19 protein-coding genes are annotated in these 23,109 nt (G+C 53.7%); 12 read left to right on the top strand and 7 right to left on the bottom strand.

The genetic code is table 11. The features are described 5' to 3' along the window. The first annotated feature begins 15 nt into the window (after window positions 1-15). Window positions 16-1,098 carry a malate/lactate/ureidoglycolate dehydrogenase gene (locus L579_RS00520; protein ID WP_021182352.1) on the top strand — a complete coding sequence of 361 codons (1,083 nt, stop codon included), beginning with the start codon at window positions 16-18 and terminating at the stop codon, window positions 1,096-1,098. 40 nt (window positions 1,099-1,138) lie between these two features. Here the strand turns inward: L579_RS00520 and gntT are convergent, their stop codons facing one another. Continuing rightward, window positions 1,139-2,455, bottom strand: coding sequence for a gluconate transporter (gene gntT / locus L579_RS00515; RefSeq protein WP_021182351.1), 1,317 nt, complete (start codon window positions 2,453-2,455; stop codon window positions 1,139-1,141). Window positions 2,456-2,621: 166 nt separating this feature from the next. On the opposite strand from gntT, the gene L579_RS00510 reads away from it, so the two are divergent. Continuing rightward, the gene (locus L579_RS00510; RefSeq protein ID WP_036624409.1) at window positions 2,622-3,890 is read left to right on the top strand and encodes an iron-containing alcohol dehydrogenase; all 1,269 of its coding nucleotides are present in this window, start codon (window positions 2,622-2,624) and stop codon (window positions 3,888-3,890) included. 46 nt (window positions 3,891-3,936) lie between these two features. Here L579_RS00510 and L579_RS00505 read toward each other — a convergent pair whose 3' ends face one another. From L579_RS00505 to L579_RS23100, 3 genes are all read right to left on the bottom strand, one after another. After that, window positions 3,937-4,764 carry a Cof-type HAD-IIB family hydrolase gene (locus tag L579_RS00505; RefSeq protein ID WP_021182349.1) on the bottom strand — a complete coding sequence of 276 codons (828 nt, stop codon included), beginning with the start codon at window positions 4,762-4,764 and terminating at the stop codon, window positions 3,937-3,939. A 108-nt stretch (window positions 4,765-4,872) separates the two neighbouring features. Continuing rightward, a complete protein-coding gene (locus L579_RS00500) occupies window positions 4,873-5,361 on the bottom strand; it encodes an RcnB family protein (RefSeq protein WP_021182348.1) in 489 nt (162 codons plus the stop codon). Window positions 5,362-6,179: 818 nt separating this feature from the next. Next, the gene (locus L579_RS23100) at window positions 6,180-6,410 is read right to left on the bottom strand and encodes a DUF1272 domain-containing protein (protein WP_071783553.1); all 231 of its coding nucleotides are present in this window, start codon (window positions 6,408-6,410) and stop codon (window positions 6,180-6,182) included. A gap of 202 nt (window positions 6,411-6,612) precedes the next feature. Between L579_RS23100 and L579_RS00495 the strand changes: the two genes are divergently transcribed. Then, the gene (locus tag L579_RS00495) at window positions 6,613-7,716 is read left to right on the top strand and encodes an AI-2E family transporter (RefSeq protein WP_021182346.1); all 1,104 of its coding nucleotides are present in this window, start codon (window positions 6,613-6,615) and stop codon (window positions 7,714-7,716) included. Between the two features lie 32 nt (window positions 7,717-7,748). Here L579_RS00495 and L579_RS00490 read toward each other — a convergent pair whose 3' ends face one another. Beyond that, entirely contained in the window at window positions 7,749-10,481 is a 2,733-nt protein-coding gene (locus L579_RS00490; protein WP_021182345.1) for a cation-transporting P-type ATPase, read from the bottom strand. Between the two features lie 491 nt (window positions 10,482-10,972). On the opposite strand from L579_RS00490, the gene L579_RS00485 reads away from it, so the two are divergent. The 5 genes from L579_RS00485 to L579_RS00465 all read left to right on the top strand — a co-directional run bounded on the left by L579_RS00485 (window position 10,973) and on the right by L579_RS00465 (window position 15,889). Next, complete coding sequence (locus L579_RS00485; RefSeq protein ID WP_021182343.1) at window positions 10,973-11,320, top strand: hypothetical protein; 348 nt, start codon at window positions 10,973-10,975, stop codon at window positions 11,318-11,320. 289 nt (window positions 11,321-11,609) lie between these two features. Beyond that, the gene (locus L579_RS00480) at window positions 11,610-13,127 is read left to right on the top strand and encodes a BglG family transcription antiterminator (protein ID WP_021182342.1); all 1,518 of its coding nucleotides are present in this window, start codon (window positions 11,610-11,612) and stop codon (window positions 13,125-13,127) included. Further along, a complete protein-coding gene (locus L579_RS00475) occupies window positions 13,117-13,590 on the top strand; it encodes a PTS sugar transporter subunit IIA (RefSeq protein ID WP_021182341.1) in 474 nt (157 codons plus the stop codon). Before L579_RS00480 ends, L579_RS00475 begins: the two co-directional genes overlap by 11 nt. 22 nt (window positions 13,591-13,612) lie before the next feature. Further along, window positions 13,613-15,025 carry a PTS fructose transporter subunit IIC gene (locus L579_RS00470; protein ID WP_021182340.1) on the top strand — a complete coding sequence of 471 codons (1,413 nt, stop codon included), beginning with the start codon at window positions 13,613-13,615 and terminating at the stop codon, window positions 15,023-15,025. Window positions 15,026-15,028: 3 nt separating this feature from the next. Continuing rightward, entirely contained in the window at window positions 15,029-15,889 is an 861-nt protein-coding gene (locus tag L579_RS00465) for a ketose-bisphosphate aldolase (RefSeq protein ID WP_021182339.1), read from the top strand. 90 nt (window positions 15,890-15,979) lie between these two features. On the opposite strand, the gene L579_RS00460 is transcribed toward L579_RS00465, so the two are convergent. Beyond that, entirely contained in the window at window positions 15,980-16,381 is a 402-nt protein-coding gene (locus tag L579_RS00460) for a nuclear transport factor 2 family protein (protein WP_021182338.1), read from the bottom strand. Window positions 16,382-16,548: 167 nt separating this feature from the next. Between L579_RS00460 and L579_RS00455 the strand changes: the two genes are divergently transcribed. From L579_RS00455 to L579_RS00440, 4 genes are read left to right on the top strand one after another with little or no spacing between them, the layout of a single operon-like run. Next, the gene (locus L579_RS00455) at window positions 16,549-17,727 is read left to right on the top strand and encodes an ABC transporter substrate-binding protein (RefSeq protein ID WP_021182337.1); all 1,179 of its coding nucleotides are present in this window, start codon (window positions 16,549-16,551) and stop codon (window positions 17,725-17,727) included. A gap of 11 nt (window positions 17,728-17,738) precedes the next feature. Next, window positions 17,739-18,602 carry a branched-chain amino acid ABC transporter permease gene (locus L579_RS00450; protein ID WP_021182336.1) on the top strand — a complete coding sequence of 288 codons (864 nt, stop codon included), beginning with the start codon at window positions 17,739-17,741 and terminating at the stop codon, window positions 18,600-18,602. After that, complete coding sequence (locus L579_RS00445) at window positions 18,599-21,067, top strand: branched-chain amino acid ABC transporter ATP-binding protein/permease (protein ID WP_021182335.1); 2,469 nt, start codon at window positions 18,599-18,601, stop codon at window positions 21,065-21,067. The genes L579_RS00450 and L579_RS00445 overlap by 4 nt, the downstream gene beginning before the upstream one ends. Next, window positions 21,064-22,278: an amidohydrolase family protein gene (locus L579_RS00440; RefSeq protein WP_021182334.1), complete on the top strand. Its 1,215-nt coding sequence runs from the start codon at window positions 21,064-21,066 to the stop codon at window positions 22,276-22,278. The genes L579_RS00445 and L579_RS00440 overlap by 4 nt, the downstream gene beginning before the upstream one ends. A 76-nt stretch (window positions 22,279-22,354) precedes the next feature. On the opposite strand, the gene L579_RS00435 is transcribed toward L579_RS00440, so the two are convergent. Next, window positions 22,355-23,041: a GntR family transcriptional regulator gene (locus L579_RS00435; RefSeq protein WP_021182333.1), complete on the bottom strand. Its 687-nt coding sequence runs from the start codon at window positions 23,039-23,041 to the stop codon at window positions 22,355-22,357. Between the last annotated feature and the right edge of the window lie 68 nt (window positions 23,042-23,109).

Raw genomic sequence — 23,109 nt, 5'->3', positions numbered from 1 at the left:
AAGGAGATCAACCGCGTGAGTGCCCTTCATCGTATTCCGTCTTCCCCTCTTCATCAGTTTGTGCAGGCTATCTGGTTGCATGCTGGCAGCAGCGCCGACGAAGCACGACTGGTGGCCGATCATCTGGTCGCTGCAAATCTGGCCGGCCACGATTCGCATGGCGTAGGCATGATTCCCAGTTATATGGTTTCGCTCTCGCAGGGCTTTTTACAACTTAACCAGCACACCACTATCGAAAAGGATGTTGGCGCGGTCATTACCTTGAGCGGCCATAACGGCTTTGGTCAGGTTGCCGCATGGGAAGCGATGCAATTGGGGATTGAACGCGCCAGTAAATTTGGTATCGCTGCTGTGGGCCTGCATGACTCACACCATATCGGACGTATTGGTCACTGGGCGGAACAGTGTGCGGCTGCCGGGTTTGTCTCTTTTCACTTCGTCAACGTTGCGGGCGACCCGATGGTGGCGCCATTCAACGGCAGCGACCGCCGTTTCGGTACCAATCCGTTCTGCGCCGTGTTCCCACGAAGCAATGGCAAACCGTTGCTGTTGGATTTCGCCACCAGTGGCATTGCCTTCGGTAAAACCCGTGTCGCCTGGAACAAAGAGCAGCAGGTAGCCGCAGGCTATCTCATCGATCATCAGGGCAAAGCCACCACCGAACCGGGCGTGATGCATCAGGAGCCGTATGGTTCACTGCTGCCATTTGGCCTGCATAAAGGCTATGCGCTGGCGACCATGTGTGAAATCCTCGGCGGTGCGCTCTCTGGTGGCCGCACCACCCATGAAGAGACGCTGGTGACCTGTCATGACGCCATCTTCAACTGCATGACCACCATCATCGTCAACCCGGAAGCCTTCGATGCCCCGGCGATGCAGCAGGAAGCGGAGGCTTTCCTCAATTGGGTGAAACGCTCACCACAAAGTGGCGATGCACCGATTATGGTGCCGGGCGAATGGGAAGAGAGTAATCGTCTGGAACGCGAGCGCGACGGCATTCCGCTCGACAGCAACAGTTGGGAAAAAATTTGCCAGGCGGCATTGCAGGCAGGTATGCCTGAAGAAGAGTTGGCGGCGTTCCGCGCCCTGGCGCAGTAGGCCGCCCCACGCTGAGGCTTAACGCCTCAGCGTTTCCACATCAAATCACCATCGACAGCAGCAAACAACCCACCAGACCGCAGACCGAAATGATGGTCTCCAGCACTGACCAGGATCGGATGGTCTCACCGATAGTCAGGTTGAAATACTCTTTGAACAACCAGAATCCCGGATCGTTGACGTGGGAGAAAATCACGCTGCCCGAGCCAACGGCAATCACCATCAGTTCCGGGCTTGCACCGGAGGTGACAATCAGCGGAGCCACAATGCCGCCTGCCGTAATCGCCGCCACGGTGGCAGAACCCAGCGCAATACGCAGGACAGCCGCAATGGACCACGCCATAAAGATCGGAGAGACATTGGTTTCATGCATCATGCTGGCGATGTATTTATCCACGCCGCTGTCCACCAGCACCTGCTTAAATGCCCCGCCACCGCCAATAATCAGCAGCATCATCGCGATGATTTTGATCGAGTCACTCAGCGTGCCCATCACCTCATCCATGCTACGTCCGCGGTTCAGGCCAAAAGTGAAGATCGCAATCAACACCGCAATCAGCGTTGCCATGATCGGATCACCAAAGAACTCTGCGTAAGGCAGCACCACATGGCCTTTCGGCAGTACCATCTCCGCCACCGCACGCAGAGCCATCAGGATCACCGGTACCAGAGCCGTCGCAACGCTGACACCAAAACCCGGCATTTCTGCTTCGCTGAAGGTTTTCGGGTTCCACAGTCCTTCCGGAATGGGTTTATCAATGCCTTTGAGGAAACGTGCATACACCGGTCCCGCCAGAATGACGGTAGGAATGCCCAGCAGGGTACCGAACAACAACGTTTTACCCATGTCAGCATTGAACAGGGTGGCAATGGCGGTTGGCCCCGGATGCGGCGGCAGGAAACCGTGGGTGACAGACAGCGCAGCCGCCATCGGCACACCGACAAACAACAATGGAACGCGCGCTGAGGCCGCGATGCTGAACACCAGCGGCAGCATCAGCACAAAGCCCACTTCATAGAACAGGGCGAAACCGACGGTAAAACCGGTCAGTACCAGCGCCCACTGAATATGTTTTTGACCAAATTTAGCGATCAGCGTGGTCGCAATGCGCTGCGCCCCGCCACAGTCAGCCAACAGTTTGCCCAGCATGGCACCAAAACCCATGATCAGCGCCAGACTACCCAGCGTGCCGCCGACACCCGTTTTGATCGATCCAATCACTTTGTTGACCGGCATGCCCTGCATCATACCGACGGCCAACGCCACCAGAATCAGCGCAATAAACCCATTCAGTTTGAAACGAATCATCAGCAGCAGCAATAACGCCACCCCGATAGCCACGTAGAGTAATGGCATAATTTTTCTCCACTTTTTGCCAGATCTTTCACCGGCAGCGGTTTGTTGTGATAAGTCCTGAGGACGATGGATAAAGCAGCGTTTGATATGTTGTTACATAGCGTCGCATATTGTTACCGGTATCATGTTAAGGGTAACACGATGAAGAAATCACCTGCTGCGCCGGGTGAATTTCGGATTTGAGAAGGTGATCAACTTTTTACCCACTGGTTATCAGAATGTTTGCCCCGGCAGCAGGAAGGGTTTTGGTTACACTAAGGTCTTTCCGCCCATGAAAAAGGATGTGCAGGTGAGTGAGAATCTGATCGAGCTGTACAGTAATCAACAAACCCTGTTTGCCCGAGGCAGTATTGATCGGCTGGTGCCGTTGCTGGCCGCCAATCCGCAGCCGACGTTGTTGTTCTGTGGTCGCTCGTTTCTGAACGGCCCTACCTGGGCGCGCCTCGGGGCAGCGCTCAACGAGAACATCCTCGGCTATGAGATCGTCAGCCATGAGGCTTCGCCAGATGAAATTGATGGCTGGGTCAATCGCTGGCGCGGCCATGTTGATCGTGTGGTGGCGATCGGTGGCGGCAGCGTGCTGGACGCAGCCAAAGCCTTCAGCGCCATGATGCAACATCCGCTACCCACCGCGCGCTATCTGGAGAAAGTGGGTGATACGCCGGTACAGCCTGCCACATTGCCGCTGATTGCAGTTCCGACCACGGCTGGCACCGGCAGCGAAGCGACACAAAACGCGGTAGTGACTGACCAACAACATATCCAGGTGAAAGCCTCACTGCGCCACCCGGTGTTTGTGCCGCAGGTGGCAATTCTCGATCCCGATCTACTCAAAGGGACGCCAGACCCTGTCCTGGCCACCTGCGCCATTGACGCTTTTACCCATCTGTTTGAAGCCTATTTATCGCGCAAAGGTAATCTGTTCAGCCAGCAGATGGCATTAAGCGGCTTGCGCTTATTCTTTCAAGCCTGGCCCGCACTGAATCGCACCGATCAGACAGGTGATAATGCCCGCGAAGCGATGATGATGGCGTCATGGCTGGGCGGCGTCTGCCTGAGTAGCGCCGGATTGGGGGTGATTCACGGTATCGCCGGGGAGCTGGGGGCGATTAAGCCTTTCCATCATGGCGAAGTCTGTGGACGTCTGCTGTTTCCGTTCCTCGATGTGCTGGCCGAAAGCGAACATCCCGAGCAGCAGCAACTGATGGCGCAACTGGCGCAACAACTGCTGCCGGATGATCCGGCACCACCGGCACTGGCGTTAAAAGCCTGGCTGCAACAGCACGCCATCATGCCGTTCTGGCAGGGCGGCCCAACGTTGACAGCGACGGAAGTTGAGTGGATTGTGGCGCGAGCCAACAGTAAAAACGGCTGGGTCAGCTACACCAAAGAGACGTTGACTGACATGATCGCGGCAGCCTGGCAGATTGCATGATCCGTTACGGCGCGATTTATCGCGCCGTTTCGTCCCGGATATGCGTTCAGGCGTGGAATGGCCCCTGCCCTGCCAGCATCTGCTCAATGACCTGCAACACGCCCTCGTCATTATTGGACGGTGCCTGATAACGTGCCGCCAGCTTCACACGCTGCGGCGCATTCTGCATGGCAAAGCTGAAACCAGATTGCACCAACATTTCGAGGTCGTTGCCACCATCGCCAAACGCCATCACTTCCTCATCGGCAATGCCCCAACGCGTCTGCAACAGGCGTAATCCGTTGGCCTTATGCAGACCCGGCACAATCAAATCAACCGACCCATGCCCGCTGGACGTCGCCGCTGCGGCACCATGATGTAAGCGTTCAATATCAGCCATTAAAATCGACACATAGTCGTCGGAGAGATTGAGCGCAAATTTAAACAACTTATCGTCACCGGTATCACTCAGGCTATCGATAGCCTTCAGGCGATGACAATAGTGCCGCATTTTCGTCAGCCATGACTCATCGGCATCGGTGAAGTAGTAAGCACTGTTACGACCGGCAATCAAATACTTCAGATCGGGATAGTGACCACGCTGTAGCGTATCCATCACCGCATGAACGTCATCACGCGAAAACGCCCCACAGAACAACTCCTCATCCCGGTCAATAATCCACGCGCCATTCTCCGCCACAAAGGCGATCTCGCAGGCGATCTCAGGGAAGAAGGATTTGAGCTGATAATATTGGTTGCCGCTGGCGACCACGAATTTGATGCCACGTTGTTTCAGTTGGGTGTAACAGGCGTGAAAACGTGCGCGATTGTACTGTTTTTTGTCGTCGAGAAAGGTGCCGTCCATATCTACCGCCACCATTTTTACCACGGCCATCATGACTCCTTAGCGCATTGAAAGGAAAACAGATCGCTATAGAGGATAACCTGGCGGGGAGGAGAAAACAGCGAAAAGACGGATGGCAATGGCCATCCGTCGGCAGGATTAGTTGAAGGCGTTATTCAGCAGAATTGCGGTGATGATACCGGTGGCGGCGGCTACAAGGACGTAGTTACCGTCGATATACGACCAATATTCACCGCGTGGCGGTGCATACAGGCCGTGTCCACGCCAGTCATCGACACGATAATGCGGGCCACGGAATTCCGGCGGCGCCGGGTAACCACGACGGAAATCATGGCCGTTCCAGGCGAAGCGATCACCACCGTGATGGCCTTGCGGCATCGGACGTCCAGCATAATGATCATTGCCACGGCCAGGACCACGATCTGCGCCGCGATCAGGGCCACGGTTGTTGCCGTGGTCAGGGCCACGATTACCACCACGATCCGGACCATTACCGTGGTCCTGATGTTGGTTACCACCGTGTTGCTGCCAACGCTGGTCACCGGGGCCGTCAGCCCAGGAAACGCTGGAAATCAATGTGCTGCATGCAATAAGCGAAGCGACTAAAGTCAATGTTGTTTTTTTCATGGTGTTACCTCCAGGGATAACGGCAGTGATAGCGCCGTTAAGCGATACTATTAATGATATGGAGGCAAAAGCGCATTTCCAAAACTCCTAAAAAACTACCGACTTACAATATATTACCTCGAATTATCGCTTTCTTAACGTTTGTGTCAGGCGTGACATTAAATGGACCGAAAATGCAGCATTCTACGGAGAGAGTAATCCATGGAAAAAACCCGATCGCGAAGATCGGGAGGAATCAATTTCCATTTATTGCATAAAGAGGGGTAACCCTACAAAAGCGAGGGTAAAACTGAAGCACACAACGCCACATCACTAGCATTGCCGGTAAACAATACCATTTCAAAATGAAAAATTCTTTTAAAAATGACTTTTTTTCAGAAAAATACGTAAGGAGTTAGATGCTGAGGTAAATAATCCTCTGCACAGAATTAAATACTTTTAAATAAGGTCTGTGCTCTGACCAGAGTAGCCAACAAGATATTTCTTGCTATCACGACATTATCAGACATATCAGGTCACTCCGCATAAAAAAACAATCAAAATCAAACATGTAAATAAAAAACACTCTCTTGACTATCAGCATTTCTTAACGAAACACAGCTTTCATGGATAATTTTCATCTGGCGAAAGCCGTAAAATCCCACAAAAAACCAATTAATACCAAACCGTGATTAATACAGAATTCAATATTAGCGTTATTAGAAATAACTGATGCGATCAGATTATTCTGCCCGGGAAGTGCGAGCGGAGACTTCTTTTGTTTTTACTTCTGTATACCGGAACGGATAATTACCTGTTGAATACCTCATCACTGGTATTTACCTTGTTGCCAGATGGCGTGTCGTCGATGCCGGATAACGCAGTAACTTAGCTGCGGGTCGTATCGGACGGCGTACCAGCTCTCCGCCACAGTTCGGGCAATGTCCATCGAGTACCCCGGTGACGCAATCAATGCAGAAGGTGCACTCAAACGAGCAGATATGCGCTTCTCTTGACTCCGGCGGCAAATCTTTATCGCAGCATTCACAGTTAGGACGCAGTTCCAGCATGGTGTTCTCCTGTACGAAAAAATCCATCATCGCTGCTGCAATCGTTTATGACCAGATCGCAGGCAGACACTACAGGGACAAATCAGGACATCTACAGATTCCACATCGCGCGATAAATCACGCGGCTGTTCTGCCGAATATGTGACGCTCATCACCAGACCTTCTATAGTTCATGCGTTCCCCTTTTTAAAGAGACGTATTGATGCAAGTTAAAGGTTTGAATATCGGCTTTTTCATCGTCATCCTGGCGATTGTCACGGTGGCGTTTTTTGACGTGCTCACCCCTTACTTCTCCGCCATTTTATGGGCAGCGATTCTGGCGGTGATTTTCCATCCACTGAAATCCGTGTTACGGCAAAAAATGGGGGATCGTAATGGCCTGGCCTCGCTGGTGACATTGCTGATCATCTGCCTAATCGTCTTCACACCGCTGGCTATCGTCACTTCATCGCTGGTGGTGGAGCTCAATACCGTCTACACCAAACTGCAAAACAACTCATCGCAGTTTCCGACGGTCTTTGCCGACCTGTTCCAACATTTGCCAGCGTGGGCACGTAATTATCTGTCTGAACATCATCTGAACAATGCCACGCAAATCCAGGAAAAACTCTCCGGCTTTGCCCTGAAGGGCGGCCAGTATATGGCGGGCAGCGTGTTCATCATCGGTAAAGGCACCTTCACCTTTACTGTCGGTTTTGGTGTGATGTTGTATCTGCTGTTCTTCCTGCTGAAAGATGGTGCCTGGCTGGTAAGCCTGATTTTAGAGGCGCTGCCACTCTCCACCTATGTCAAACACCATCTGCTGTTGAAGTTTGCGGCGGTGTCTCGCGCGACGGTGAAAGGCACTGTGGTGGTCGCCGTGGTACAAGGGGTATTGGGTGGATTGGCATTCTGGATCACTGATATCGATGGCAGCCTGCTGTGGGGCGCGTTAATGGCATTTCTCTCGCTCATTCCGGCAATTGGTTCGGCGATCATTTGGGTGCCCGCCGCCATTTTCTTCTTCGCTACCGGCGCGCTGTGGAAAGGCTTGTTCCTTGTTGGCTTCTTTGTGGTGGTGGTCGGTCTGGTGGACAATATTCTGCGCCCGCTGCTGGTGGGTAAAGACACCAAAATGCCGGACTATCTGATTCTGATTGCCACGCTGGGTGGCATGGAAGTTTACGGTATCAACGGCTTTGTCATCGGTCCGTTAATTGCCGCGCTGTTTATCGCCTGCTGGAACCTGCTTTCCGGACGCGATAACCGTGACAACGTGGAAGAGATTGATGAAGAGTTTATTGAGGAAGGGAAGCAGCGCGACTGATAGCGGGTGCCGTCTGGCACCCGACTTAAACGTTAACTCGTCATGACCTTATCGCCTGATGTGCGCCAGCCGCGCGTCAGGCGTTTTTCAATTTCCACCAGCACAAAAATCCCGGCACTGACCGCCAACGCGATAAACCAGTATTTCAACGGTAACGGCTGGGTGCCAAACAGGGTATTCATCAGCGGAACATAGATGATCAGCGCCTGGAGCAGGATCAACACCAGCGTCACCAGCCAGATTCCCCGGTTCTTCAGCAAACCAGCATCCAGTGAGAAGCCCTCGCTGTTGCGGCAATTAAGCATATACACCCACTGCGCGGTCACCAGCATCTGCAACAATACGGTGCGAATAAACTCCGGGCTGTAACCACGCGGTTGCAACCAGGCTTCCAGCATAAAAGCACTGACTGAGATCAGCAGCCCCACAAACAGCACACGCCAGATGGCGAATCCATCCATCACATTGCTGCGCACATTGCGTGGCGGCCGCCGCATGATGTTCTGTTCCGCAGGCTCAAACGCCAGACCAAACGAAAGCGTGGCAGAGGTCGCCATATTCATCCACAGAATCTGAACCGGCGTCAGTGGCAACAGGTTACCCATTAAGATTGCGATGATGATCAGCAACCCCTGAGCAAAACAGGTTGGCATCACAAACAGGATGGTTTTCTTCAGATTGTCATACACCCGACGTCCCTCCTTCACCGCTGCCGCGATGGTAGCGAAGTTGTCATCGGCGAGGATCATATCAGCTGACTCTTTGGTCACTTCTGTCCCTTTGATCCCCATAGCAATACCGACATTGGCCTGCTTCAGCGCCGGGGCATCATTGACGCCATCGCCGGTCATACCGACAATTTCACCGCTCGCTGCCAGCGCTTTCACCAGCCGTAACTTATGCTCCGGGCTGGTGCGAGCAAAGATGTCGTATTCCTGTGCTGCCTGCGCCAACGCGGCATCATCCATATGTTCCAGTTGATAACCCGTCACCGCAGCAGTGCTGTTGCCAATACCCAGCATCTGCCCGATCGCCATCGCCGTTTCCTGATGATCGCCGGTGATCATCTTCACGCGGATACCCGCCTGCTGGCAGTCGCGGATGGCGGTAATCGCTTCCGGGCGTGGCGGATCCATCATGCATGCCAACCCCAACAACGTCATACCCTCGCGCAAATCCTCATGGTCGAGTCGATGCTTCACGGTCGGCAACCAGCGCCAGGCCGCCGCCACGGTACGCAACCCCTCGCTGGCGTACGTCGAGATGGCGTTCTCCCAATAATCCCGATCGATCGCCGCAACGCCCTGCTCTCCCTGCTGCTGCTGGCACAGCGCCAGCAACACATCCGGCGCACCGGTCAGCAGGATGCAAGGTTTCCCATCCATCACCGCACTCACCGCCTGATATTTGTAGAGAGAATCAAACGGCAGCTTGCTAACCACTTCAATCGCATCAGACTTCACGCCCGCTTTCGCGGCCAGCACCTTCAGCGCACCTTCGGTGGGGCCACCAATGACCCCCCAGTGACCCTGTTCGTCCTGGCGCAGTTGGCTTTCATTGCAGCGATCGACAGCACCGAGAAAGGCCTGCAACACGCTATCTTCTCCCGCAGCATGACCACTGGCGCTGATAACAGGATGAAACTCGCCTTGTGGTTCATAGCTGTTGCCGCTGATACGCCACTGGCTATCCGCCAGTACCACCGCTTTCACCGTCATCTCATTCATGGTCAGAGTGCCGGTTTTGTCTGAACAAATAACGGACATCGCACCCAGTGTTTCCACCGTCGGCAACTTGCGAATAATCGCCTGATTGCGCGCCATTGATTGCACACCCAGCGACAAAATGATGGAGATAATGGCCGGCAACCCTTCCGGCACCGCTGCCACCGCGAGGCTGATTACCGACAGCAGCAGTTCCCCCAGAGGAATGTCGCGCAGCAAAAAACCAAACACAAACAGCGCCACCATCATCAACAGGATGATGGCAAAAATCGCTTTACTCAGTTTATCGATTTGCACCAGCAGCGGTGTTTTGGCTTCCTCAATCGAGGAGATCATCGCATTGATATGGCCTAACTCGGTATCGCCACCAGTGGCGATCACGACACCCATCGCCGTTCCAGAACTTACCGTAGTGCCCGAATACGCCAGATTGAGCCGATCACCCAGGGATTTCTCACCTTCCAGCGCCGCGGTGCTTTTTGACACCACGGTGGATTCACCGGTCAGAATCGCCTCTTCAACCCGCAAATTATGGACTTCAAACAGGCGCAAATCGGCCGGGATTTTGTCGCCAGGCCGCAGCATGACCACGTCACCCGGCACGATATTCTGCGTGGCAACGGTAGCCTGTAATCCTTCACGCAGCACAATGGCATCGTTCGACAGCATATTTTGAATGCTTTTCAATGACTTCTCGGCGTTACTTTCCTGGATAAATCCAATCAGTGCGTTGATGACAGCAACGCCGAGAATGACAAAGGTATCGACCCAGTGGCCCATCATGGCCGTAACTAGCGCCGCCGCCAGCAGAATATAAATCAGCACATCTTTGAAATGGGCGATAAAACGCATCAACACCGATTTCTCGCGCTTCTGCGGCAGAATATTTGGACCCTGAGTATGCAGTCGCTGCTGCGCCTCTTCACCGCTTAATCCTTGTGGACAACTGTTAAATGCAGAGAACGCGGCTGCGCTGTCTTGTTGATACCAGGGACGCTCGGCGGAATCCGTTCGCCTCATGGTAAAAGGAATGACATTCATAATTACCCCGTGGGACTGAATCAATAAATTATGACCAAAATAAAAATCACACTTTAATAAAATCTCCAGCCATCGCGATGACCAATATCATGTTTTTCTCAGTTTTAAATCCGCAGGTAATTCACCCAAAGCTAGTCACAAAGGTAAATTATTATCACGATAAGAAAATTCTAATCCGACAATATTTAGAAATTTTCAGATTTTATAACTCTTTTAAACCCTCAACGCGAAAACAAAATAAAACTTTAAAATACAACAAGTTATAATTATTTTATTGTTTTATTATGATGAGGAGATCGCTTTTTATGTCACAGGATTGTTGATCTTTAATATTCCATCCAGCCTGGCTCCATCGCGCAGAAGACATTAAACGAAACCTTAACGAAAGTTGAAAAAGTTAACTCCCGCCATAAAAATTGCGGGCAATCAGTATTTAAACTGAATTCGTGATGCATATTTAACCCGGTAGTTAATTGATAAGGGCAAGGAAAATGAACAACTGGCCGGTGTTGGGTGCGTTGCTGTGCTGTTTGATTCTTATTGGTTGTAATAATAAAAAAATCACGGAGATGATAGTTCCTAACGTAATTAAGAGTTCTGTATTCAAGGATAATAATGTTGAAACCCTGCGCATCTTCGCGACACCGGGTAAAGATGGCCTGGCACTGAAAGGTGTCGGATCGTGGCGAGAACATGACGCTCAGAGCAGCCTGAAACTCAACGAGCACCCATACCCACTCGTCCCTTCCCCCCTTCACCGCGGCGATGCGCTGGAGGTGATTTTCAGCGTGCCGGAAAATCTGTTTATCAGCCTGGAGGGGAAAAACGCCAGCAGCTAGTCCCCCTTTACGTAACGGCGCGATAAATCGTGCCGTTACGGACTTATATTCTGTGAAGTAACTCCCAATTCTAATTCCTTGTCGAAATATTTATGTGATCTCACTGGCAATAAATTCGCCATCATCCATTAGTGTCTACCCGGCAATGCCCTGACATTATTATTCTGATTTAACTGTGTTCATCATTTTGAACATATTCCGTTCATGTTTTGGTATTTCTCCCCTCCTGATTTCTGGCTATAACAACCACAGAGCCAGCACCGACATAAATTCTGCGCAGAGGATAACAATGACAGTGCTCAACAAAAGACAAATAGAGTTAGTTAACTTACTGGCACTGGAGAATAGCTGGTTGCCGATGACCGAGGTGGCGCAACAGCTCAATATTTCTATCAGTACCATCCGTCGTGATGTGGAAGTGATTAACTTGTATTACCTGGGAAACAATAAAGTTATCAGCAAACCGGGACTGGGATTGAAATTAGATGTTAGTAGTACCCTTTCCGTACCACATGATACTAACGATGATGCCATGCTCGGCATTCTGAAAAGTAAGCGGCTGATCAGCATGACCACCGATTTACTCTCAGATTCGCCCGATCCTTTATCCATCAGTGCACTGGCGGAAAAATATTTTATCAGTCGTTCATCTATCGTTGAAGATTTGAAAAAGATTGAAATCTGGATTGAAAAGTTTTCCCTTGCGATCAGAAAAAACCATTCAGGAACTTTTATTTCCGGAACCGATTATAACATCAGAATGGCACTGAAAGAGATTATTACCCATAGCGTGCTGAGCAATTATCAGATGACCGACAGCCGCATCGACCGTTTTTCCAGGGTGCAACTTATTACTGAGTTTGGTCAGGAAAATGTTGCCAACTGTATGAACCTGATTGCCCTCATTGAGGAAGAATTGCAAGGTTCAATCAGTGAGCCTTATTACACGAACTTATTTTCTCATCTGCTGGTCACGCTGCGCCGCAACTTACATCCCGGCAGAAATGTGGCGGAACAAACGGTTTTTATTCGTTACGATAACCGGGAATGGCGCATTGCCGAAAATGCTATCCTCTGGTTGGAAAATGAATACCAAACCCGTTTTCCGGCTATCGAAGTCAATTATATTTACCAATATATTATTTCATCTGGCATGCACCCTGTCACCGTGACAGAAACTGAGAATAACCCTCATGATTGCACCGCGATGGAATATGCCGGTTTGCTGGTTAACCGACTCTCCGCCTCACTGGATATCGATTTTTCCCGTGATAGTGGATTAAAAAAAGCGCTGGCTTCCCATATAAAACCGATGTTGAACCGTCTGGTTTACGGGATTGTTATCCATAATCCGTTGCTGGAAGAGATCCGTAACGAATTTAATCAGGTATTTACGGCGGTGAAACAAACCGCATTCGCGATCCATCAGGAGCAGCATCTTGCTCTGCCTTCTGACGACGAAATTGCCTGGCTGACTATCTATATTCAGAACGCGCTGGAAAAAACCAAAGCAAAAAAACGGGTCATTCTGGTCTGCTCCAGTGGTATCGGCACTTCACAACTGTTATCCAGCCGTATTAATCGTGCCTTTCCCGAATGGGAGATTATCGACATTGTCCCTGGCGCCCGTCTCAAACAGACACTGCAAAGCCAGCACTGCGATCTGATTATTTCCACCATTCGCTTAGACGATATTGAATTGCCTGTCGCCTATGTTTCGGCGCTCTTTTCCAGAAATGATATTGCTCGCGTTGTTGAATGCCTGGGAACCGATATAACCCGTAAGGAGAAATGTGATGCTCGATAAAATTGTGGTCGCAGATTTGTTAAGCCGTTCCTGTGTGCTGACCGATTTGGTTGCTAAAGACAAACTCGAAGTTATTGAGAAAATGACAGATTGTCTTTACTCCGAGCAGGTAATCACCAATAAGGCCGGTTTTATCCATGATGTACTGGCGCGCGAGGAATTGGGTTCCACTGGATTTGAAAACCAGATTGCGATCCCGCATGGGAAATCATCCTGGGTGAAAGAAACCCGTATTGCGGTTGCCAAACTCAGCTCCCCTGTCGACTGGGAAACGATGGACAGTTCCGACGTCAAACTGGTTATTCTTTTTGCCGTCAAAGATGCTGACAGCGGTGCAGGTCATATCCGGGTACTGGCTAAAATATCGATCGCCCTCGGTGACGATGACACCGTGGATAAGCTTATCAATTCGCAAACTAAGGAGGAGCTTTATGATTTGATCGTCAATCATAGCGAAGAATAATAATTTTCATCAGGAGAGCATAATGAACATCATAGCCATTACCGCCTGCCCTACAGGCGTTGCTCACACCTATCTTGCCGAAGCAAATTTAAAAAAGAATGCCAAAAAGATGGGTGTCGATATCCTTGTCGAAACACAAGGTGCGGTTGAAAGCGAATATATCCTGACCTCGGACGACATTAAAAAGGCCGACACGGTATTAATTGCTGCCGATAAAGTGATTGACCTTTCGCGCTTTAGTGGCAAGAAAATTATTCGGGTGCCTGTTACCCGTGCAGCAAAAGATGCACAGGGATTATTAAATGATATTCTGTCAGGAAAAATAAAATCAGAGTTACTGGAACTCAAAAATAGCCGTAGCCATAGCGAATCTGAATCAACGGATCAAAGCCGGTCATGGTTATCACAAATCTATGTCCATCTGATTACTGGCGTAAACCTGATGATCCCGTTTGTGGTCGCCGGCGGTATTTTAATTGCCCTGAGTTTTTCATTCGGTATTACCGCGGCGACACCAGGCGATCCGCATTTCAGTCCACTGGCGAAGATGTTTTCTGATATTGGCGGCGGCGCGGCTTTTGCCCTGATGCTACCGATACTTTCTCTCGGGATCAGTAAATCGATCAGCGGCAATATGGGGATTGTGTCGGGTGCCGTCGGCGGGATGTTGGCCATTCACACCGGGTCGGGCTTTCTCGGCGCGCTGTTGGCCGGTTTCCTCGCCGGTTACGTTACTTTCGCCATCGTGAAATATGTCAACCTGCCCAAAGCGTTGGCGGGCCTGAAACCAATACTGATCGTGCCATTGCTCAGCGTGTTGATTACCGGCGCATTGATGATTTTTGTCGTCGGTGAACCGATCAAAGTGCTGCTTCAGGCTCTGACCACCTTTCTGGAAAATCTCGGCAATACCAACGCCGCGATTATGGGGCTGCTGATTGGCATGATGGTGGCGTTTGATATGGGCGGCCCGTTAAATAAAACCGTCTGCATGTTTGCCATTGGCTTAATGTCCTCCGGAATCTATGAACCGATTGCTGCCTGTATGGCTGCCGGGATGGTGCCGCCGCTGGGTATTGCGCTGGCCACCCTGCTGTTCAGACAGAAATTCACCCATCAGGAGAGAGAAACCGGGAAAGTCACCTGGGTGTTGGGCCTGTCATTTATCACTGAAGGGGCCATTCCCTACGCCGTGGCCGATCCGCTGCGCGTGATCCCCGCGATTGTGGCCGGTTCAGGTCTGGCAGGCGCGCTCTCTATGGCGCTGGGTTGCGGCTCCCGCGCCCCGCACGGCGGCATCTTCGTGATGTTTATCCCGAATGTCATCACCCATGTCGTTGCCTATGCCTGCGCCATCGCCGCCGGTGCCATTTTGACCGCGCTGATTCTCCGTTTTGTCAAAAAAGATTGTCAGGAACTTCCACAAGAGGGTTAAGTAATGTTGATGAATATGAAAGATCTACTCCAGGTTGCGCAGCAGAATAAGTTTGGCGTCGGCGCCTTCAATATTGCTTCCGCCGAATTTGCGCGCCTGGTGATTGAGGTCGCGGAAAAACTGCAATCTCCGGTGATTTTAGAGGTACACCCGGATGAGCATGAATTCGTCGGCGATGCATTTATTGTCTATTTGCGCGAACTGGCGAGCAATGCATCGGTGCCAGTGGTTATCCATCAGGATCACGGCCAGTCGCTGGAACAGGTGATGCGCGCCATTCGCACCGGCTACACCTCGGTGATGATCGATGCCTCTGCGTTCCCGCTGGAGGAGAACATCGCCATCACCCGCAAAGTGACCGAGGTGGCGCACACGGTGAATGTGTCTGTCGAAGCGGAACTCGGCACCATTGGTGTGGCGCAGGGCAGCGCAGAAGGTGGACACAACGAAATCCTCTACACCGATCCCGCGCAGGCTGAACGTTTTGTCCGAGAGACCGGCGTTGATACCCTGGCGGTGGCGATAGGCACGTCACATGGCCTCTATCCGCCAGGTATGCAACCCAAACTGGATATTGATCGCCTGAAAGCGATCCAGCAACGCCTGTCGATTCCGCTGGTGCTGCATGGGGGTTCCGGTAACAAAGACAGCGAAGTGGCGGAGTCGATTCAATATGGCGTCGGCAAAATCAATATCTCCAGCGATATGAAAAAAGCCTTCTTCGTGGCGCTGGAAGAATCCATGAAATCACCAAGCCATGAGCCAAGCAGCCTGTTTATTCAACCGATGGCTTCGGCACGCGCGGTAGTGGAACATAAAATGAAGCTGTTTTCTTCGGTGGGTAAAGCGGAGCTTTATCATTAATTAACAGCACATGCCGTAGCGGCGCGATCTATCGCGCGGGTTTTGGTTACGAAAAAACCGCGCGATAGATCGCGCCGCTACGGATCATGACTACTCCACGCGCCCAATCTCCGGTGCCAGAATCCATTCGGCGCTGTCGTTCCACACGTCCATTTTCACGATCAACCCCTCGCGCACTTCATAACGATCCAGATAACGATTACCGGCAAAGGGTCGACCATCCGGCCACTCGCCATACAGGGTGCCGTTGGAGTACACCACAACGTGATCGCCGCGATCCATCCAGTCAAATTGTCCGACGGACTTCTTCACCCATTTATAGCGTGCACCGTTGAAGTCCGTGATCCCTTTGGTGGTGGGAAACTCACGTTTCCCGGTAAAGGTGATGCTTACCTGCGGATGCATAAAGGTCGCTGCCAGCACCGCATCGGGAGCCATAGATGCTGCTAAAAACCCCTTAACCACCTCAACCGCTTGCTCAATCTCAGACATAAAACCTCCTGATGTGAATTTGCACAACGCTGGCGCATCAGCACCACAATGGCGCAACTTTGCCGCTAACTTGCGGGATAAACCGCCTGTTTTTAAGCAATAACAAACTGGCATCAAAATTGCTAGAAATAAAAATATTATTGCTAGCAATCCACATGAGGTGAGTGATGTCCGGAAAATCGTTACTGAAAAACTGGCGTTTATGCGCTGCCGCCACCCTGATGACCATGATGTCAGCGAGCGTGCTGGCAGCCGATCCGATCAAAGTCGGTCTGGTCACGGCACTGTCAGGTCAATCGGCTAAATCGGGCGAGGCGCTGACCCGTGGGCTGACCATCGCCATCAACGAGATCAATGCGGCTGGTGGTGTGAAAGGCCATCCGCTGGAGCTGGTGCGCCGTGATGATGAAAGCAACCCCGGCAAAGGGATGCTGGCTGCGCGCGAATTGATCCAGCGTGAAAAAGTTGCCGTGCTGTTCGGCGGCCTGGACACCCCCGTCTCGCTGGCGATCGTACCGCTGGCGAATCAATTGAAGACCCCTTTTGTCGGCTTGTGGGCCGCAGGCACCGGCATCACCCATAACGGTGCGAAGGAGAACTACGTGTTCCGCGTCTCCGCAGTGGATGAACTGGTGGATGAAGCACTGGTGGAATACGCCAGCGAAAAGAAAGGCATGAAAAAAGCCGGCATGATCCTGGTAAACAATCCGTGGGGTGAATCGAACGAGAAGGGTTTCCGCGCAGCATTGCAGAAAAACAACATCCCGGTAGCCGGGGTTGAACGTATCGAAGACAGTGATGTGGACCTGGTGCCGCAACTGACCCGCCTGAAAAATGACGGTGCCGATACTCTGCTGATGGTCGGCAACGTCGGACCTTCGGCGCAGGTAGTGAAATCGCTGCACAAGATGAACTGGCAGGTGCCGGTCGTTTCGCACTGGGGACCCGCTGGCGGTCGCTTCAGCGAGCTGGCTGGCCCGGGTGCCGATCAGGTGACCTTTATCCAGACCTTTGTCTTTACCGACCATAACTCGGCCAAAGGCAACCAGGTGATGGATGAACTGAAAAAACAGTATCCACAAATCAAAGGGTTGGCAGATGTCACACCGGCGGTGGGCATCGCCAATGCTTACGATGCCATGCACCTGACCGCCCTGGCGCTGAACAACGCCACCAGCCTCGATGGCACCGCCATTCGCAATGGTTTCTACGCCATCAAGGATTATGACGGCCTGATTAAACATTATCAGCAACCGTTCACCGTGCAGCAACACGATGCCCTGGGACCGAAAGACTACGTGTTTGCCCGGTTTGAAGGCGAGCAGATCCTGCCAGTTACCCAGTAAGGAGAAGGATAATGTGGAGTACCGCCCTGTCCACCGGACTTAGCCTCGGCAGCATGTATGCCCTGCTGGCGCTCGGCTTTCATATCACCTGGATTGTGTCCCGCACCCTGAACTTTGCTCAGGGCAGCGCCATGATGGTGGGCGCAACCCTCGGTTACAGCCTGTACGTGACTTTCGGCTGGCCGTTGTGGCTGGCTCTGCCCGCCACGTTGCTGTGCTGCGCCTTGTATGGCGTGGTGATTGAGCGCCTGCTGGTGCGACCGTTTGTGGCACGCAATTCGGAAGCCTGGCTGATGGCGACGGTGGCGGGCGGGATCCTCGTCGATAACCTGGCGATGTTTACTTTCGGCAAAGAGCCGCGCCAGTTCCCGGTGACCGACGTCACCTTTACGTTGTTTGGCAGCTCATGGTCGCTAATCAACCTGCTGATCCCGCTGACCGGCGTGGTAATCGTGGTGGCTCTGACCGTGATCCGCCGTTACAGCCGCATCGGCAAAGTGCTGGAAGCCACGGTACAGAACCCGCGCGCTGCGCAGTTAATGGGCATTCGGGTGAATACCGTGGTGGCAGTGGCGTTCGCCCTCTCCACCGTGTTTGCCGCGCTGGCTGGCCTGCTGATCGCGCCGTTGTTCAGCATCCAAAGCGATATGGGCACCTTATTCGGCCTGAAAGCCTTCGCGGTGGCAATCCTCGGCGGTCTTGCCAGCAGCAGCGGCATCTGGATCGCCGGGTTGCTGTTTGGCCTCAGTGAAGCGCTGGTTACGCTGTGGTTTGGCTCCGCCTTCACGCAAATCTTCACCTTCTCGCTGGTGATTCTGGCACTGGCGCTGCGCCCGAACGGGTTGTTCGGGCAAAAATTAAGGGTCAAAGTATGATCAAAACCCTCCCCCTTGCTGCGCTGGCCCTGATCAGCCTGCTGCTGCCCTTCGTGCTCGGCAGCTATGCGCTGCTGGTGTTCTCCCTGTTTGCCCTCGCCGTCACTACGGTGGTCGGGCTGAATATTCTGCTGGGGCTAAGCGGACAAATCTCCTTCGGCCACATCGCCTTCTACGCGCTCGGAGCCTACGTTTCGGCGGCGTTGACCATGAATGGCGTGCCGCTCGGCGTCGCCATGTTGGTGGCGATGGTGGTATGTGGCGTGATTGGCGGTTTACTGGCCATCCCGGCGCTGCGTGTCAGCGGTCCGTTTCTGGCAATGATTACCATCGCTTTTGCGCTGGTGGTGCGCCATGTATTGATTGAATGGCGTGAGGTGACCGGCGGCTCGAATGGATTGATGGGCATCCCGATGCCCGACTTTGGCCCGCTCGATCCCAATATCGGACTGGCCTTATGCTGCGCCGTGCTGATGCTGGCAGCGCTGGCGCTGTTTGCCCGCCTGCAAGGCAGCCAATGGGGACTGGCGATGCGTGCCGTCAAGGCCAGTGAGATTGCTGCCCGTTCGCTGGGCTTCAACCCGGTGGTCAGTAAAACGCTGGCGTTCGCGCTTTCTGCCATGCTCGCCAGCGCCGCCGGTACTTTCGTTGCGCCGTTGATGATGTTTATCAACCCGGATTCTTTCCCCTTCGCACAGTCGATCCTGTTTGTGTTGGCAGTGGTGGTTGGCGGTAGCGGTACGCTATTCGGCCCACTGCTGGGCGCGTTATTGATTGTGGTGCTGCCGGAGCTGCTGTCCTCGTTCGCGGAATATCGCCTGCTGATTTTTGCCGTGTTGCTACTCAGCGTGCTGTGGCTGGCACCGCGTGGCCTGCTCGGTACGCTGGCGCGCTGGCTGGCGAAACCCGCTGCACAATTCGCCCCTGCAACACCCGACGAAGCCCTGCTGCAACGGCACTTCCAGCGTGGCGGCAATGATGTGTTGAATGTCGAGGGGATCGGCATCCGCTTTGGTGGCGTCCAGGCGGCCAACGATGTCAGCTTCAAAGTGCGTGCCGGTGAGATCCTCGGCCTGATGGGGCCAAACGGCGCCGGAAAAACCACGGTGCTGAATATGATCAGCGGCTTTTATCGTGCCGACAGCGGCAGCATTCGCCTGCGACAGGAACTGCGTGGTCAGCCTGCCTGGCGCGTCGCACGCGCCGGGATCGCCCGCACCTACCAAACCACCCAACTGTTCGGCGGAATGAGCGTGCTGGAAAACCTGCTGGTGGCTCAGCAGCGTGGCCGCCAGGGACTGCCGTGGCGTCACCCGGCGCAGCAGCAACGGGAGGTCGCGCTGGCACTGCTGGCGTTGGTTGGTTATCGCGGTTCGGTGCATACCCCGGCAGAAGATCTGCCGCATGTTGATCGTCGGCTGGTGGAGATTGCCCGTGCGCTGGCGCTCGATCCTGCCCTGCTGCTGCTGGATGAACCCGCAGCCGGACTGAGTCGGGAAGAAACGGATGCCCTGATCCCGCTGTTGCGCCGACTGGCAAAATTTGGTCTGGCAGTGATCGTGGTTGAACACGATATGGCGCTGGTGATGGCGGTCAGCGATCGTCTGCAAGTGCTGGATGCCGGTAAACCCCTGGCACAAGGCAGTCCGGCAGAGGTGCAGCGCAATCCGGCAGTGATCGCTGCCTATCTCGGCGGCACCGAGTATCGCGGCAAACCGCGCGTGATGCCGTTGCGCAGCAGCGGCGAACCGGGGCTGGTGGTGGATAAACTGACGCTCGACTATGGCGCTGCGCCGGTGGTGCGTAATGTCAGCTTCACCGTCAATCCGGGCGAAACCGTGGCGATTCTCGGCGCCAACGGAGCCGGGAAGTCCACCATTCTGCAAACGCTGGCCGGGCTGCATCCGGCACGCAGCGGAGCCATTTATCTGCACGATCATTCGATCAAAGAACTCAACGCCGCCCAAATCGCCGCTCGCGGTCTGGCGCTGGTGCCGGAAGGACGCCAGTTGTTCCCGCAAATGACGGTGCTGGATAACCTGCTGATCGGCCAGTATGCCTGTAGCGAACGGCTCGATCCGCAGGCGGAAGTGGAGGCGATCCTGCGCCGCTTCCCACGCCTGCGCGATCGCCTGCACAGCCAGGCTGGGCTACTCTCCGGCGGCGAACAACAGATGGTCGCGATTGGCCGTGGCCTGATGTCGCGCCCCTCAATTTTGCTGCTGGATGAACCCAGCCTCGGCCTGTCACCTGCGATGATTGGCGAACTGTATGACGCGCTGGCCGGGTTACGTAATGAAGGCGTCACGCTGCTGCTGGTCGATCAGATGGCAAATCTCGCCCTGACCATTGCCGACCGTGCGCTGGTGCTGGAATCGGGTGAAGTGGTCAAAGCCGGACGCGCGCAGGATCTGCTGGCGCAGGCGGATCTGGCAGAAGCCTGGCTGGGAGCAGGGAACGCATGAAACGACTGAACATCATCAATGCCCGATTGCCGGGCGCAGAGGCGTTGCAAACGCTGTACATCGCCAACGAACATTTTGTCGCTGCACATAATGAACCAGCGGAGACGCTGGATCTGGCGGGTGCGCTGGTGCTGCCCGGCCTGCTGGAAACCCATATCCACCTCGATAAAGCCTGCATCATCGATCGCTGCCGCCAGCAGGAGGGTACGCTGGCGGAGGCGATACGTGAAACCGCGCGCGCCAAAGCCGATTTCAATGAGGAGGACGTTTATCAACGTGGTGCCCGCGTGCTGGAACAAGCCATTATTCAGGGCACCACGCGCATGCGTACCCATATCGAGATCGATCCGGTGATTGGTCTGACCGGTTTTCGCGCCATCCGCCGTTTGCAGGCAGATTACGCCTGGGCGCTGGATCTGCAACTTTGCGTATTTCCGCAGGAAGGGATGCTGAATAATCCAGGCACCGAGACGCTGCTGTGCGAAGCACTGGCATCGGGCGCGGATCTGCTGGGCGGCTGCCCGTATACCGACAACGATCCAATTGGTCAGATCCAGCGGCTGTTTGCCTTAGCCCAACGCTATGATGTCGATCTCGATTTTCATCTCGATTTCGATCTGTCGCCAGAAAACCGGCTGATCGATAGCGTGATTGAGGAGACAGAACGCGCAGGCTGGGGCGGCCGGGTTACCGTCGGGCACGTTACCAAGTTATCGATTCTGGATATCGAGCCACTGCGTACATTAGGCCGGAGGCTCGCTGATGCGGGGGTGCAGGTCACCGCCCTGCCCGCCACCGACCTGTTTCTCACCGCGCGCGATCGCTTTGCCCTGCAACCGCGTGGCGTCGCACCGCTGGATGAGCTGGATCGCTGTGGCGTGGTGTGTTCCCTCTCCACCAACAATATCGCCAATCCCTTTACCCCGTTTGGCGATGCCTCACTGGTACGCCAGGCCAACCTGTTCGCCAACGTGCGTCAATTGGGAACCCAGGGAGATTTGCTGCGATGCCTGAGCTGGATCTCCAGCCAGTCGGCAAAGCTGTTGCGCTTAACCGACTATGGCCTGACGCCAGGCTGCCTGGCCGATATGGTGATATTTGATGTGACACACGCCGGGCAGATTGTGGCGCAGATTGCCCCGCCAATCGCCGGTTTTAAACGTGGCAGACAAACCTTCAACCGCCCGCAGGCTGTGCTCAATAGACCTTAACGGGTATGTGCCCCCCCTCCTTCTCCCGCTTACGGGGGAAGGTCGGGATGAGGGCGACTGAGCGCTCGTACCCCGTTTACAGCAGTGCCTGGCTCAGCGACAGCTCCTCGGATACCACTTCGGTTAAATCCAGTTCCGCTTCCAGTTCATTCAGATGCGCCAGCATGATTTGCTGCGCTTCTTCGGTGTTGCCCGCTTTTAACGCCGTAAGGATCGCACCGTGCTCGGCGCACTGGCATGACGGCACATCATTACGCTGATACAGCGCGACAATCAGCGAACTGCGCACCATCAGGTTTGACAGAATTTCACTCAATACTTTGTTGCCGCTGACTTTTGCCAACAACAGGTGAAAGGCACTCAACTCACGCACGATATCACGACGATCCTGCTGCCCGGTGGCGGCATGTTCGGCCTTTTGCTGCGCATCGATATCATCGGCAAACTGCGCCATCTGCGTGGGGGTTATCGACGCCACAATCGCGCTCTCAATCGCCCGCCGGGCAATAAAGATCTCCCGTGCTTCCTGCGCTTCAGGATGCGCCACCATCGCACCGATATTGGGTTCGATAGTCACGATATGCTGCAACGCCAGACGTTGTAGCGCCGCCTGCACATGGTTGCGATTGGCTTTTAACGCCTCGACAATTTGCGCCTCGACTAACCGCCTGCCTGGCTTTAGACGATGCTGCGCGATAGCGAGCGAGAGCGCATCAACGATACGCTGCACTTCACGCTGCTTCGCGGTGGCGACCTGACTCATTCTGACCTCATCCGGGGGTGTTAATGCCTCGATATTAACATCTCAAGGGCTGCTTGCTGAACAGGTTG

The sequence above is a fragment of the Pantoea sp. AS-PWVM4 genome, from assembly GCF_000468095.1.
GTDB lineage: Bacteria > Pseudomonadota > Gammaproteobacteria > Enterobacterales > Enterobacteriaceae > Pantoea > Pantoea phytobeneficialis.
This window is presented reverse-complemented; position numbering and strand designations above follow the sequence as displayed.

Bases quoted from the DNA above. Each gene is read 5' to 3' on its own strand.
- L579_RS00490 (WP_021182345.1), bottom strand. From the start codon at position 10,481: ATGAATGTCATTCCTTTTACCATGAGGCGAACGGATTCCGCCGAGCGT.
- L579_RS23100 (WP_071783553.1), bottom strand. From the start codon at position 6,410: ATGCTGGAACTGCGTCCTAACTGTGAATGCTGCGATAAAGATTTGCCG.
- L579_RS00485 (WP_021182343.1), top strand. From the start codon at position 10,973: ATGAACAACTGGCCGGTGTTGGGTGCGTTGCTGTGCTGTTTGATTCTT.
- L579_RS00475 (WP_021182341.1), top strand. From the start codon at position 13,117: ATGCTCGATAAAATTGTGGTCGCAGATTTGTTAAGCCGTTCCTGTGTG.
- L579_RS00450 (WP_021182336.1), top strand. From the start codon at position 17,739: ATGTGGAGTACCGCCCTGTCCACCGGACTTAGCCTCGGCAGCATGTAT.
- L579_RS00470 (WP_021182340.1), top strand. From the start codon at position 13,613: ATGAACATCATAGCCATTACCGCCTGCCCTACAGGCGTTGCTCACACC.
- L579_RS00440 (WP_021182334.1), top strand. From the start codon at position 21,064: ATGAAACGACTGAACATCATCAATGCCCGATTGCCGGGCGCAGAGGCG.
- L579_RS00445 (WP_021182335.1), top strand. From the start codon at position 18,599: ATGATCAAAACCCTCCCCCTTGCTGCGCTGGCCCTGATCAGCCTGCTG.
- L579_RS00505 (WP_021182349.1), bottom strand. From the start codon at position 4,764: ATGGCCGTGGTAAAAATGGTGGCGGTAGATATGGACGGCACCTTTCTC.
- L579_RS00460 (WP_021182338.1), bottom strand. From the start codon at position 16,381: ATGTCTGAGATTGAGCAAGCGGTTGAGGTGGTTAAGGGGTTTTTAGCA.
- L579_RS00480 (WP_021182342.1), top strand. From the start codon at position 11,610: ATGACAGTGCTCAACAAAAGACAAATAGAGTTAGTTAACTTACTGGCA.
- L579_RS00465 (WP_021182339.1), top strand. From the start codon at position 15,029: ATGTTGATGAATATGAAAGATCTACTCCAGGTTGCGCAGCAGAATAAG.
- gntT (WP_021182351.1), bottom strand. From the start codon at position 2,455: ATGCCATTACTCTACGTGGCTATCGGGGTGGCGTTATTGCTGCTGCTG.
- L579_RS00495 (WP_021182346.1), top strand. From the start codon at position 6,613: ATGCAAGTTAAAGGTTTGAATATCGGCTTTTTCATCGTCATCCTGGCG.
- L579_RS00455 (WP_021182337.1), top strand. From the start codon at position 16,549: ATGTCCGGAAAATCGTTACTGAAAAACTGGCGTTTATGCGCTGCCGCC.
- L579_RS00435 (WP_021182333.1), bottom strand. From the start codon at position 23,041: ATGAGTCAGGTCGCCACCGCGAAGCAGCGTGAAGTGCAGCGTATCGTT.
- L579_RS00500 (WP_021182348.1), bottom strand. From the start codon at position 5,361: ATGAAAAAAACAACATTGACTTTAGTCGCTTCGCTTATTGCATGCAGC.